This window comes from Pseudomonas sp. FSL W5-0299 (genome assembly GCF_005930655.1).
In the GTDB taxonomy this organism is placed as follows: domain Bacteria; phylum Pseudomonadota; class Gammaproteobacteria; order Pseudomonadales; family Pseudomonadaceae; genus Aquipseudomonas; species Aquipseudomonas mandelii.
On record NZ_RXHX01000025.1, the window covers coordinates 20,269 to 33,077 of the forward strand.

The following is a 12,809-nucleotide window of genomic DNA, read 5'->3' on the forward strand; positions in this document are numbered from 1 at the left end:
CGAATTTGAATTGGATAGCGTAACCTTACTTCCGTACTCATGTACGGAGTCAAGTGATATGGAAAACAATTTGGAGAGCCTGACCATTGGCGCTTTTGCCAAGGCGGCCGGGGTCAACGTGGAGACGATCCGGTTCTATCAGCGCAAGGGCCTGCTGCCGGAACCGGACAAGCCTTACGGCAGCATTCGCCGCTATGGCGCGGCGGATGTGACGCGGGTGCGATTCGTGAAATCGGCCCAGCGGCTGGGCTTCAGCCTGGATGAAATCGCCGAGCTGTTGCGGCTCGATGATGGCACCCACTGCGAGGAAGCCAGCAGCCTGGCCGAGCACAAGCTTCAGGACGTGCGCGAAAAGATGGCCGACCTGGCGCGCATGGAAACCGTGCTGTCTGAACTGGTGTGCGCCTGCCATGCGCGGAAGGGGAATGTTTCCTGCCCGCTGATCGCGTCGCTACAGGGCGGAACAAGCCTGGCAGGGTCGGCTATGCCTTAGCGTGCTTTATTTTCCGTTTTCTGAGACGACCCCTATTTCAAAAACCAGCCATCCATGAAATCCCTTTCCGCGGCAATCATCGAACACAGCAGGCTTCTTCCTGAAGGAGGCATCCTTGCACCAAACGAATTCCTTCACTTGGCTGACCGTGCTTCGGTGGACCAAGCATTCTCTCGATTAGCCAAGGGCGGGGAGTTAATGCGGATTTCACGCGGCCTCTATGTGGCGCCGGTCACCGGGCGCTTCGGCAAACGCGCGCCGGCGACGGAGAAGGTTATCAGTGCGATAGCTTCGAAAAGCCATCAGGTAATCGCGTTAAGCGGTGCCCGCGCAGCGAACCTTCTAGGGCTAACGCAACAGGTGTCGATTAGGGAGGTATTTGTTACCGGCGGACGGCCGAGAACCCTGCAGCTAGGCAAGGCTCAGGTGAGAATCGAGCATGCGCCGCATTGGCAAATCGCCCTCGGAACAACCATTGCTGGCGACGCTGTACGTGCGCTTGCCTGGCTGGGGAAACCCCACGCCCCAGAGGCAGTCGCCAAGCTGCGCACGTGCCTGTCGAGTAACGATTGGCAGATTTTGATATCGCATAGATCAAACCTTCCTCAATGGATGGCTGAAGCGATTGGGCGCGAAGCAGTCTTTGCTGAGCAGGGCTTCTGATGCTCGTTTAAATACAATAATTTAGAGAACGAATGTCCTAATTTTGCCTTATCTCGGCAAGACTCAGTTACGTCCTGAAAAGTCTTTATAAAACATGCGGATAGGAGGGAAGTGAGTGAATTTTCCCTTTATCTCGGCATGACCCCTTCTAGGGCTGACGCAGCAGGTGTCGATTAAGGAAGTATTTATCACCAGCGGACGGCCGAGAACCCTGCAATTAGGCAAAATTCAGGTGAGAATCGAACATGCGCCACAGTGGCAGGTCGCCCTCGGAGCGACCATTGCTGGCGACGCTGTACGTGCACTTGCCTGGTTGGGCAAACCCCACGCCCAAGAGGCAGTCGCGAAGCTGCGCACGTGCCTGTCGAATAGCGATTGGCAGGTCTTGAAATCGCATAGATCCAAGCTTCCTCCATGGATGGCTGAAGCGATTGGGCGCGAAGCAGTCTTTGCTGAGAAGGGATTCTAATATTCGTTTAAATACAATAATTTAGAGAACGAATGTCCTAATTTTTGCCTTATCTCGGCATGACCCCTAAAAGTCTTCAACCGCGCCCTGCTCAAACAGTTCTACGGCATTGCCCACTGGGACATTCCTGCCGACTATCTATGCCCGCCGATCCCCGGCCGCGCAGACTACCTGCACTACATCGCCGACTTGCTCGGGAAAAGTAACGCAGGGGTTATTCCTCGTGGCGCACAGGTGAATGCGCTAGACGTGGGTGTTGGCGCCAATTGTATTTATCCGCTAATTGGCCATCGCGAATACGACTGGCACTTCGTTGGCAGTGATATCGCCAGCAGCGCAATTGCCTCAGCCGGTGCGATTCTCAACGCCAATCCGGGGCTCGTTGAAGCCATCGAGCTACGCCAGCAAAACGACAGCACGCATATTTTTCAGGGCGTTATCCGCGCCGAAGATCGCTTTGATATCACCCTGTGCAACCCGCCGTTTCATGCCTCCGCTGAGGAAGCCACGCAAGGCAGCACCCGCAAATGGCGTAACCTTGGCAAGCTCGACCCCAAACGCAAATTGCCGGTACTCAACTTCGGCGGCCAAGCTGCTGAGCTTTGGTGCAAGGGCGGCGAGGCGGCGTTTGTTAGCCGTTTAATCAGCGAAAGCGCTGAACACGCCCAACAGGTGTTTTGGTTCAGTAGTTTGATCTCCAAAGCCGGCAACCTCGGCGGCGTTTACAGTGCCCTGAACAAAGCTGGCGCATTGGAAGTACGCACCGTTGAAATGGCTCAAGGGCAAAAACAAAGCCGTTTTGTCGCTTGGACATTCCTCACCCCAGAACAGCAACAAGCCTGGCGCCAAGAACGCTGGAGCTAAGCCAGCCCCAGAGTTAGCCACGCGCCAAAGACTCACTGAGCGTAATAACGCAGCATTCACAGAGTCAAAACACGTGTACACAGGCGGCGCGCGTGCGCACCATGGCTGACCGACACTTAGCGAGGCGAACAATATGGATTTTTTACGCACCCCAGATCGACACTTCGAAAACCTTCCCGGCTACGCATTCGAGCCCAACTACCTGATGGTGGATGACAGCGAAGGCGGTGAGTTACGCATGCATTATTTGGATCAAGGTCCAGCCGCTGGCGCAGTGGTTTTATTGCTGCACGGTGAGCCATCGTGGAGCTACTTGTACCGCACAATGATCCCCACACTAGTTGCTGCAGGCCATCGCGTTATTGCCCCAGACCTCATCGGTTTTGGTCGCTCAGACAAACCCAGTAAACGTACCGACTACACCTATCAGCGCCACGTTGACTGGGCGCAATCGCTGCTCGACCAGCTAAAACTGAGTGACGTGACCTTGGTTTGCCAAGACTGGGGCGGCTTGATTGGCTTGCGTTTAGTCGCAGAAAACCCAGCCCTATTTGCTCGCGTGGTTGCCGCCAACACCATGCTCCCAACCGGTGATCACAACCCAGGGGAGGCCTTCAAAAGCTGGCAGCAATACTCACAACAAGTACCAGAGTTCCCCACTGGAGCGATCATCAACCGCGCCACCACCACAGAGCTATCGCAAGCGGTGCTAGACGCCTACGACGCGCCCTTCCCTGACGAAAGCTACAAAGAAGGTGCACGGCAATTTCCCTTGTTGGTGCCCACCACGCCTAACGACCCTGCCGCCGATAAAAACCGCGCAGCATGGGCAGTACTGATGAAGTGGAACAAACCCTTTTTGACCGCGTTCAGTGATTCAGACCCGATCACCAAAGGCGGCGACAAGGTGCTGCAAAAGCTGATACCGGGCACACACGGCCAAGCGCATACCACCATCGTCAATGGCGGGCACTTTCTGCAAGAGGATCAGGGCGAAAAGCTGGCAGAGGTTGTGGTGATGTTTATCGCGGCGAACCCTTGATGTGCCGAGAACTGTACCGAAGACTCAGCGCTTAACGGCAAACTAGCCAGTGCATGCCTCCAGTAATCCTTGCAAAGCATCTGTCTCGATCTCACTCGCCGAGACAGGTGCCTCGCAAAGGACTATACCGCGAAGCGTTTATCCAGCCCGCTGTAGCCCATGCCAATTGCCTTATGCACTTTTAACTGCACCGGGATGCGCTCTTTGAGCGCTTCAACATGACTGATGACGCCGATCATCTTGCCGCTGGCATTCAGGCTGTCGAGTGCATCCAGCGCCACCTCAAGTGTTTCAGCGTCGAGGGTGCCGAAGCCTTCATCGAGGAACAGCGAGTCGATACTGGTTTTGTGGCTGACCAAATCCGACAAAGCCAACGCCAGCGCAAGGCTGACTAAAAAGCTTTCACCACCAGACAAGGTTTTGGTGTCCCGCGCAACATCCGCCTGCCACGTATCGACCACCTCAAGCTCCAGCTCACCCAGAGACTTGCGCGCCAACTGATAGCGTCCATGCAAGCGTTCAAGCTGCTGATTAGCTAAGTAGACCAAGTGATCGAGTGTTAATCCTTGGGCGAACTTGCGAAATTTAGCGCCATCCGCCGAGCCGATCAGGCTGTTGAGTTGCTGCCAAGCATCGTAATTGGATTGTTGCGCACGGATCTGCGCAAACAGGCTTTGTTGGCTCAGGCGCCGCGCATCATCACCTTGCAGTTGTGCACGAATCTCACCTTGGCGCTGGCTCAGGTTGCGCAACTGTGTTGCCAACTGTACAAGCTGTTGCGCCAGCGCCTCATCATCCAGATCGACCAGCACTTTCGACTGCTCAACCGACTGCAATTCAGCAAAGCGCTGCGTGCAATCGTGCGCCAAAGCCTGAGCGGCAGTGGCTGCGTTGTTTAGGCGCTGCTGAAGCTCGCGCAAGCTCGCGCGTTCAGCGTCATCCAATAACGCCGCCATAAACTGCGCCTCATCGGCAAACTGGCTAGCCGCCAAAGCGTTCTGCCAGTCGTTATTTTGCGCGGCTAACTCACGCTGCTCGTGCTCGATACGCACTTGCACCGTTTGCAGTTGCCCCCACAGCTGATCACGCTGCTGTTGCGAAGCCTGCCAACTACGCTGCAATGCTTGTAATTGCTCATGCGGGTTATCAACCGCCGGCAACTCCGCTAACGGCTCTTGCGCTTGCTCAAGCCAGTGCTGCTGCCAGGTTTGTGCGTGCTCGTGCGCCTGTTGCAGTGCATGCGTTTGCGCTTGCAACTGCGTAGCCAAACTCAGGCTTAACGCCTGTTCAGCCTGCCAGCCTTGCCATGCTTGCTGTTGTTCACGCAGCCAATCGGCAGGCGCTACAGGCATGTTCAAACCCAGCACCTGCAAACAGCTACTGAGGCGTTCCAAGCGTTCGGCATGCTTGCTGGTGAGCAACTGCAGTTGGCTAATACTGTCGTGGTGACGCTGTTGCACATGGCTCTGTTTACTGGTCAGCGTATCCAATTGAGCGCTGCATTTACTGTGCTCAAGCTCAGCCGTCATCACCCCATCGGCGGCTTGCTGGGCGACTAACTTGAGTTGGTCGAGCTGGCTCATGCGCAACTGTTGCTGCTGCATGTGCTGCTCGTGGTCGTGTTGTGCGGCCTGCAATGCGCTGGCATCCGCAATTGCCTGCCCGAGCGATTCACAGGCTTGCTGCCAGCGCTGATCCGCCTCAGCCAACCCCTGTCGTGCAGCACTAACTTGCGCTTGAGCCTGGGCTATTTGTGTTTCCACCACAGCCAGGCGCTTGTTCAGCGTCTCGCCTTGTGCCCGCACCGCATCTTGCTCAAGCTGTTTGGCCTGCAAGGCTTGCACAGTTTGCGACGGGTTAAGCGCTTGATACTCGGCAATCGCCGGGTGCTCATGCGAGCCACACAGCGGACAGGCCTCATCGGCTTGTAGGGCGGCGCGGTATTGTTCTAACTGTTGAATACGTTGCTCTTGCTCAAGCAGCTTTTGTTTGTCGGCGATCTGCTGTTTAAGGTCGACAAACTGACTGCGCAGCGCCTCACGCTGCTGATTTAACTGCGCTTGCTCGGCTTGCTGAGCTATCAGTTGCGCCTGCGCTTGAGCCTGCTGATCAACAAACTGCTGACGCTGAGTCAGCAGCATTGCCAAACGCTCCAGCTGACGCCCACGCTCGGTTAATTGCTGAGTTTGCTCACGTAAGGCTGCGTCATTATGGCCGCCAAACAATCCATCCAACTCCGCGCGCGCGGTGTTTGCCGCCAGCTCAGCTTGTTTAAGCTGAGTCGTCGCTGCGTGCAAAACCGTTTGCTGCTGGGGTAACTCAGCTGCTAGCTGAGCCAGTTGGTCATCCAGTTGTTGTTGCTTCTCACGCTCAGCGGCTTGCTCTTGCTCGCTCACCGCCAAGGAGTCGAACTGCTCTTGCCACGCGGCCAGATGCGCACCTAACTGCGCCCGCTGCGGCTGAGTGACGAGCTGCTGCGCAACAGCATCAGCGCGCTGCTGCAAATCCTCTGTAGTCGCACGTTCTGCCTGCAATGTTTGCTGACTGACTTGTTGACCTTGCCACGCCTGCTGACAGATTTGCTCCAGCGCAGCCATGTGCTGCTCACGCAACTGCTGCTCTTGAGCTTGGCTGGCTTGCAACTGATGACTGATGCGCAGTTGCTCGCGGTACAGCGGCTGCAATTGTGTGGCCGGCTCACTGGCCGCCAGCTTGTGCAATTGCGGCTGAGCCTGATTAAGCGCTTGTTGTGCCTGACTCGCTTGCTCCTGCGCTTGCTGCAATTGCGTCTGCGCCTTGGCTTTGGCATCGCGCCACAGCGTCTGTGCATTCAGGCCGCTTTGCTCAGCCGCCAAACGCTGCTCATCCACGCTGACTTGAGCATGCTCAGCGTTAAGTTGCTCACGCTGCTCGTCACTTAACAGCTCAACCCCTTCAGCTTTAGCGCGCAGGTGATCTAGCGCAGTTTTTACCTCACGAGTTTGCTCAAACACCCGCTGAGAAATTTGCCCGTAAATATCAGTGCCGGTCAGTTCTTCAAGCAACTCTGCACGCTGATTCGCATTGGCCTCAAGAAATGCCGCGAAGCCGCCTTGAGCGAGCAACATCGACTTAGTGAAACGCTCAAAATCCAGCCCGGTCAGGCGCTCGGTTTCACGCAGTTTTTCGTTGATTTTGTCAGTAACGATTTTGCCGTCGGCCATCAATGCCAACTCAACCTTGGGCGCCTGCAGTGCCCCATCAGCTTTGTCGCGGGCGCGGCGCTGGCTCCAAAACGCTCGGTACGCCACACCTTTAACTTCAAACTCAACCTCGGCCAAGCACTCAGCCGTGTGCCGCGTCATCAATTCATTGCTCCCCGCAGACACCGTACTCATACGTGGCGTGCGGTGATACAAGGCCAGGCAAATAGCATCAAGCAACGTGGTTTTACCCGCGCCGGTGGGCCCGGTAATCGCGAACAACCCGTTGTCTTTAAATGGCTCGGCAGTGAAATCAATCTTCCACTCGCCCTTGAGTGAGTTCAGATTTTTGAGGCGCAGGCTGAGGATTTTCATACAAAGGTCGCAGGCTGACATGAGCGACTATTCTGGCATTGTCGCGCGCTGCGTGCAGGACATAAGTGCGAGCGTTGAGGCTCGCACTTAATTTCAGTCAGCCACGCTGTACTGCCAAGCCGTTCAGCGTGGGGCAACCGCAACCGCTGGGTTGCGGCTGGTGGCTCACTTAATAAAAGTGGCGCCGCGGGTGTTTACAAATACTGAGTAAATAGAATGGCTGCTGGCCATGAACAGGCGGTTACCTTGAACGCCGCCAAAGCATAGGTTGGCGCAACGTTCCGGCAACGAAATATGGCCAATCGCCTTGCCTTGAGCATTGAACACACGCACACCATCAAGCTCCTCTGGTTTACCCTGTGGCGAGCCATTGCTGCCCCAACCACACCAGAGATTACCGGCCTCATCGCACTTAATGCCATCGAGCGCGCCATACGCAGTCGCCTCGATATGCTTGTTGCGATTACCCAGCGTGCCGTCTTCATTAACCGCGTACGCCCAGACCAAACGATTCGGCTTGGCGCGACCTTCAACGATGTACAGGGTCTTTTCATCTGGCGAGAAACACAGACCATTAGGCCCGGCGAGATCTTCGATCACGCGCGTGACTTTGGGGTTTGGGGAGCAATGGAACCAAAAACCAACGTAAGCTCTGAATCCCACCGTAAAGGGGCTTTCCGATCTCCAGCTCACCCGCCAGGCATTACTCTCTGATCAGTGCCTCGATGATCGGGCAGATCGTTCCGCCGTCTCCCGCATCACATTGCTGCACCAGTTCGCCTAACAGTTGCTGCATGACGACCAAGTCGGCCATCTTCTGCTCGATCAACGCGAGCTTGCGTGCAGCCCGTGCTCGCGTTTCGGCACAGGCGCACGACTCATCCAGCGTCAGCAGTCCACCGACTTCCGAGAGCGTGAAACCCAGCGCCTGAGCCCGCTTGATGAAACGCAGTCGCTTCACCATGTCCACCGGATAGCGCCGATGGCCACCCAAGGGTTTGGCTGGTTCATCCAGCAGCCCGCGTCGCTGGTAGTAGCGGATCGTCTCGACGTTCACCCCGGCGGCGTCTGCCAGCTTGCCAATGGTCAGCTCTGTGGCCATCACTTTCTCCTTGATTCCGTACTTTGGTACGGAGTTTAGAATAGCACCTAGGCAATCAGGCTCAGGAGATGGGAATGGGGATGCAACTCACCGGGAAAGGCTCGCTGGTCGCGAGTTCGCTGACCGCCATCGGTGCGTCGGTGTGCTGTGTCGGGCCACTGGTGCTGTTGGCACTCGGTGTCGGCGGTACGTGGGTGGGCGCTCTGACCATGATGGAGCCACTACGCCCCCTCTTCATCGGGTTGACTCTACTGTTCCTGGGATTGGCATTCCGCAAGCTCTACCTGGTGCCACAGGTTTGTACGCCAGGTACACCCTGCGCCGATCCGCGCACGCTCGTGCGACAGCGACTCGTGTTCTGGATCGTCAGCGTGCTGCTGCTCGGCCTATTGGCCGTGCCGTGGCTCGCCCCGCTGTTCTACTGAAGGAGATTAACCATGCGCAAACTGCTGATCGCCGTGCTTTTCGCCTTGCCCTTCGTGGCGCTGGCGGCTCCCCCGAAAACCGTCACGCTCGACGTGCAGAACATGACGTGCGGACTCTGTCCGATCACGGTCAAGAAGTCGCTGGAGAAGGTGTCCGGCGTGAGTGACGTCCAGGTCAATTTCGACCAGAAGACGGCGACCGTCACCTACGATCCCGATAAGGCCCAGCCCGAGGCACTGACTGAGGCGACCGCGAACGCGGGATACCCCTCCACAGTGCAGAAGTGAGGTCACGATGAGCGCCATTGTCCTTGAGTCCGTGCTGACTTGCCCGCGCTGCGGCTTCGCCAAGCCGGAAACCATGCCCACGGACGCCTGCCAGTTCTATTACGAGTGCAGCAACTGCAAGGCGCTGCTGCGCCCCAACCCAGGGGATTGCTGCGTTTTCTGTTCGTTCGGCTCGGTGAAGTGCCCGCCGATCCAGCAGCAGCTTGGGTGTTGCTCATAGCGTTTAGGGGGATCACAGGTCGTCGTCTGGATTACGCAGTGGCCGCAGCTCGCCGCGCGCAACTTCTTCCGGTACCGCAAAGGAATACCGCCCGAGCATGTTGATGTGCTCGTAGATCAGCGGCGATAGCCGGGCCAAATCCTCTTCCAGCACTGGATAGCCGTGCTGCTTGAGCCGTTCCACGGCCGCCGTCATGTAGAGGGTGTTCCACAGCACGATGATGTTCACCACCAGGCCCAGAGCACCGAGCTGGTCTTCCTGGCCTTCGCGGTAGCGCTGGCGGAGCTCGCCGCGTTTGCCGTGGAACACGGCGCGGGCCAGGCTGTGCCGGCCTTCGCCTCGGTTCAACTGGGTCAGGGTGGCGCGGCGCTTGGACTCGTCGTCGATATAGGTCAACGTGTGCAGAGTCTTTTCGATCCGCCCGAATTCGGCCAGCGCCTGGGCCAGCCGGGTGGGTCTATCTCCCGTTTGCAGCGTGCGCATGATGCCAGTCGCCGGCACCCGGCCGAGTTTGAGCGAGCCGGCCAGGCGCAGCAGGTCGTCCCAGTGCTCGGCGATCAGGTCGAGTTTGACCGACTGGCGGGCCAGCCCGTTGAGCTTGCCGTAGTCCGCGTCCGGGCGCGTGCGCCAGAAGCGGGTACCGCCGACATCGGCCAGCCGCGGACTGAAGTGGTAGCCAAGTAGGCGGAAGAGCCCGAACACCACATCGCTGTAGGCCCCGGTGTCGGTCATGATTTGCGTCGGCTGCAACTCGGTCTGCTGTTCCAGCACGACCGCCAGCAACACCAGGCTGTCGCGCAGCGTGCCGGGCACGGTGATGGCGTTGAGGCCGGAGAATTGGTCGGAAATCAGGTTGTACCAGGTGACACCCCGGCCGGTGCCGAAATACTTCGGATTGGGGCCGGCATGCACGGTGCGCACCGGTACGACGAAGCGCATGCCATCGGCGGAGGCGACCTCGCCGCCACCCCAGACTTGGGCCAGTTCCAGTTGGCTTTGCGCTCCGACCAGGATGGCGTTAGCCGCTGACAGGGTGTCGTCGCGGATATAATTCTGGCTGACCCAGGACAGCCGGTCACGGCGCAGCGCCGGGTTGTCGGTGCGGATCAAGGGCTCCAGGCCGGTGTTGCAGGCCCCGCCCAACAGCACCGCGCAGAGGCTGGTGACCAGGTTGTCGGCGCGTGCATTGCGTTCGGAGACATGGGTGAAGGCCTCGGAAAAGCCAGTGCGGGCGGCGATTTCCAAGAGGATTTCCGGCAGATCGACACGCGGCATCAGGTCAGACACGGCCGCCCGCAGTTGCAGCAACGAGCAGGGCTCGTCCAGCTTGTCCAGCGCCCCGAGCGACAGTTCGGTCTTGCCCTCGGTGTTCTCGCTCAGTTGAATCGCCGGGTTGTCGGGCAGGCGCGCGGCTACTGCCAGCCAGGTTGCATCCAGCTCGACGGACAAGGCGTCCAGGGTGGTTTTGGCGTCGATGGTCAGGCCCAGTGACCGGCAGATGATCGGTCGCGCCGCCAGCCATTCGGCACCGTCGAGCAGGCCAAGGCGCGGGTCGGCATAGCGCCAACTGGGCGAGACGAAGACATCGCGGCGGCGCAGGGCCGTGCGCAGCGCATCGAGCGTGCAGAACACATAGGCACCCATGTCGAGGGAGCCATCTTCGCGGGTGATGTGCTTCTGCCAAGCCTTGGCCACGATCTCCTGCGGCGCGTCATCCTCTGGCTTCCGGCGCGGCAGGTTCAGTTGCAGCCACTCCAGACTAGCCGCCACGCCCTTGCCGGCCGGGCTGAAGCCGAAGCGGATGTGCTTGAGCAGGTCGGGCAGGAAGCGGCGCACGCTGCGGTAGCGCGCTTCCAATGCAAGAAAATAGACGTCATCTACCGGGCGGATCAGCGCGTTGACCTCTTCCAGGGCCTTTTCCAGGGTGGTCCTCGGCAGGTCGTTGAACAGCCGGGCGCGCACGTTGTCATCGCTGATCGAGCTGTCCAGCACGACCTTGCACGCGGCGGCGAGCGTCGCGGCCGACCGATCCAGGTCTTTCAGGCTGCGCATGCGGGCTTTCTTGTCGGCCTTCTCCGCGTTGCTGAACAGGTCGCGCAGCAAGGCCTCCAGGACTTCCAGTGCGTCGTCGTGCGCAGTCGCCTCCAGGCAGAGTGCGAAGGCCACCAGTGTCGCCATCCGCCGCGACGCCGGCAGCCGATTAATCGCGGTGACCTTGGCCGTGTTGGCGAAGCGGGCCAGGGCGGCGATACGGCTGGGAGGGATGTGCGCCGCCGCCGGCAAGGTGATGCCGATGCCGCGCACGTCATCGAGCCGGCGCAGTGCCCGAATCAACGCGGGGCCACTGACCATGACCGGGCCGGAGCGCAATTGATCCAGCCGGGAGCTGCGGTTGCCTTCGGCCACCGTCAGCAAGTCTTGCAGTTGCAATCGCTGTTCCTCAGTCACGCTGCGGCCCAGCGTAAACCAGAGGCGTTCTTCGACCCGACTGCGCAACTGGGCGATAAAGCGCTCTAGTTGAGACACACCAGGCAGGAGGACTTTCTGTGTGAACAGCCACGAGGTGGCTCGCTCAAACAGCACTCCCGGCCGGTCGGTGCCCGTCCAGCAGAGGGCATACAGCCAGCGGCTCAAGCGAAAGCCGATGCCCGGATCGGTGAAATGACGATAGCCAAAGCGGTTCTGAATATCGGTGGCATGTATCCAGCGGCGATGATCGCTATAGCGCTGGAGGCAGTCGGGGTCTGGAATCGCCAGTTGTCGGCAAAGCACCTGCAGGACTTCCACCGGCACGGCGGCGGGCTTGTCCGGCAGAACGCCAACGAAGCGGACGGTGGTCAGCAGAACGGCATAACCCAGACGGTTATGGTTACCCCGCAGCACCTGGATGGCTTCACGGTCTTCATCGCTCAGGTGGAAGTAACGTTCCAGCTCTTCACGGCTGGGCGAATCAACATAGCGGCCAAAACCGTCGCGTTGCTCTTGAGTCAGAAAACCGACCGGCATTGATCACAGCACCTCGACGCAGAACACGGCGGGCGTGACGATCCGCGTGCGTTCGATGTGCCCGCGTTGCAGCAGGCCGGCGCGGCGATCACCGGTTACCAGGTAGTCCGCATCGCCCGCCAAGGCCATGGCCAGCAAAAACGAGTCATCCGGATCATCGGCTTCGACCTCGATGGTCAGGCGCTCCAGTACCACAGCCCGTTGCAGGTTATTGATCATGGCGCCCACCTTGGCGGGCTGTAGGATGGCCTGAAGCTTGGGATAGCGGCTGGCTCGACGAATTTCATCGAGTTGCATCCGCGAGGTCACCACCTCGAAACGCGCCGCCCGCCAGGCACGGTAGATCGCATCGGGCGCGCCATGTGGCGAGATCAGGGCGCTGAACAGGATGTTGGTATCCAACACGACCCGCATCAGCGCTTACGTGCCCAGTCGAGCGCTTCGTCAACCGCGTTGGTCAATTCTGCCTCACTCAGATGGGCGTTAGCGGCCTTGGCCTGCTCAGCGCTCAGCTCCAGGATGTGTGCCCGTACCGCTTCTTCGATGAAGCGCGACAGGTCGCCCTTACGGCCGCCGCCCTGGCTGGCCAGAAACATCCGAAGCGACTGGTCGGTGTCGGCCGAGACGGCGACATTCCAGCGAATGGTATTCATAGCGTTCTCCGCTAATAGGTGTTTGTG

12 protein-coding genes and 2 pseudogenes are annotated in these 12,809 nt (G+C 58.9%); 8 read left to right on the forward strand and 6 right to left on the reverse strand.

Going from position 1 to position 12,809, the window contains the following annotated elements:
- Positions 1-58 precede the first annotated feature (58 nt).
- The 5 genes and pseudogenes from merR (FHL16_RS24180) to FHL16_RS24195 all read left to right on the forward strand — a co-directional run bounded on the left by merR (FHL16_RS24180) (position 59) and on the right by FHL16_RS24195 (position 3,531).
- Positions 59-493 carry an Hg(II)-responsive transcriptional regulator gene (merR, locus tag FHL16_RS24180; RefSeq protein ID WP_024552202.1) on the forward strand — a complete coding sequence of 145 codons (435 nt, stop codon included), beginning with the start codon at positions 59-61 and terminating at the stop codon, positions 491-493.
- Positions 494-547: 54 nt separating this feature from the next.
- Entirely contained in the window at positions 548-1,156 is a 609-nt protein-coding gene (locus FHL16_RS24185) for a DUF6088 family protein (protein ID WP_045735839.1), read from the forward strand.
- Positions 1,157-1,310: 154 nt separating this feature from the next.
- Entirely contained in the window at positions 1,311-1,625 is a 315-nt protein-coding gene (locus FHL16_RS35110; protein ID WP_224490795.1) for a hypothetical protein, read from the forward strand.
- Between the two features lie 66 nt (positions 1,626-1,691).
- Positions 1,692-2,489 (forward strand): annotated as a pseudogene (rlmF, locus tag FHL16_RS24190) (23S rRNA (adenine(1618)-N(6))-methyltransferase RlmF); the annotation flags it as partial.
- 133 nt (positions 2,490-2,622) lie between these two features.
- On the forward strand, positions 2,623-3,531 hold the full coding sequence (locus tag FHL16_RS24195) for a haloalkane dehalogenase (RefSeq protein ID WP_045735840.1): 909 nt from the start codon (positions 2,623-2,625) through the stop codon (positions 3,529-3,531).
- Positions 3,532-3,653: 122 nt separating this feature from the next.
- Here the strand turns inward: FHL16_RS24195 and FHL16_RS24200 are convergent, their stop codons facing one another.
- The 3 genes and pseudogenes from FHL16_RS24200 to merR (FHL16_RS24210) form a co-directional block, all read right to left on the reverse strand.
- Complete coding sequence (locus FHL16_RS24200) at positions 3,654-7,088, reverse strand: SbcC/MukB-like Walker B domain-containing protein (protein ID WP_077749512.1); 3,435 nt, start codon at positions 7,086-7,088, stop codon at positions 3,654-3,656.
- A 165-nt stretch (positions 7,089-7,253) separates the two neighbouring features.
- A pseudogene (locus FHL16_RS24205) lies at positions 7,254-7,802 on the reverse strand (SMP-30/gluconolactonase/LRE family protein); the annotation flags it as partial.
- Positions 7,792-8,190 (reverse strand): Hg(II)-responsive transcriptional regulator, encoded by a 399-nt coding sequence (merR, locus tag FHL16_RS24210; protein ID WP_003089120.1) that lies wholly within the window; start codon positions 8,188-8,190, stop codon positions 7,792-7,794. The gene merR (FHL16_RS24210) and the pseudogene FHL16_RS24205, both read right to left, overlap by 11 nt.
- A gap of 74 nt (positions 8,191-8,264) precedes the next feature.
- Here merR (FHL16_RS24210) and FHL16_RS24215 point away from each other — a divergent pair, with 74 nt between their 5' ends.
- Genes FHL16_RS24215 through FHL16_RS24225 form a run of 3 tightly spaced genes read left to right on the forward strand, consistent with a single transcriptional unit; the run spans position 8,265 to position 9,123 of the window.
- Positions 8,265-8,615, forward strand: a complete 351-nt coding sequence (locus tag FHL16_RS24215; protein WP_003089115.1) for a mercuric transporter MerT family protein — start codon at positions 8,265-8,267, stop codon at positions 8,613-8,615.
- A 12-nt stretch (positions 8,616-8,627) separates the two neighbouring features.
- A complete protein-coding gene (merP, locus tag FHL16_RS24220) occupies positions 8,628-8,903 on the forward strand; it encodes a mercury resistance system periplasmic binding protein MerP (RefSeq protein WP_003150552.1) in 276 nt (91 codons plus the stop codon).
- Positions 8,904-8,910: 7 nt separating this feature from the next.
- A complete protein-coding gene (locus tag FHL16_RS24225) occupies positions 8,911-9,123 on the forward strand; it encodes a GDCCVxC domain-containing (seleno)protein (protein ID WP_003089113.1) in 213 nt (70 codons plus the stop codon).
- A 12-nt stretch (positions 9,124-9,135) separates the two neighbouring features.
- Here FHL16_RS24225 and FHL16_RS24230 read toward each other — a convergent pair whose 3' ends face one another.
- From FHL16_RS24230 to FHL16_RS24240, 3 genes are read right to left on the reverse strand one after another with little or no spacing between them, the layout of a single operon-like run.
- A complete protein-coding gene (locus FHL16_RS24230; protein WP_003299771.1) occupies positions 9,136-12,129 on the reverse strand; it encodes a Tn3 family transposase in 2,994 nt (997 codons plus the stop codon).
- 3 nt (positions 12,130-12,132) lie between these two features.
- Positions 12,133-12,543, reverse strand: coding sequence for a putative toxin-antitoxin system toxin component, PIN family (locus FHL16_RS24235; RefSeq protein ID WP_003150546.1), 411 nt, complete (start codon positions 12,541-12,543; stop codon positions 12,133-12,135).
- Entirely contained in the window at positions 12,543-12,782 is a 240-nt protein-coding gene (locus tag FHL16_RS24240) for a ribbon-helix-helix domain-containing protein (protein ID WP_003089107.1), read from the reverse strand. The genes FHL16_RS24235 and FHL16_RS24240 overlap by 1 nt, the downstream gene beginning before the upstream one ends.
- Between the last annotated feature and the right edge of the window lie 27 nt (positions 12,783-12,809).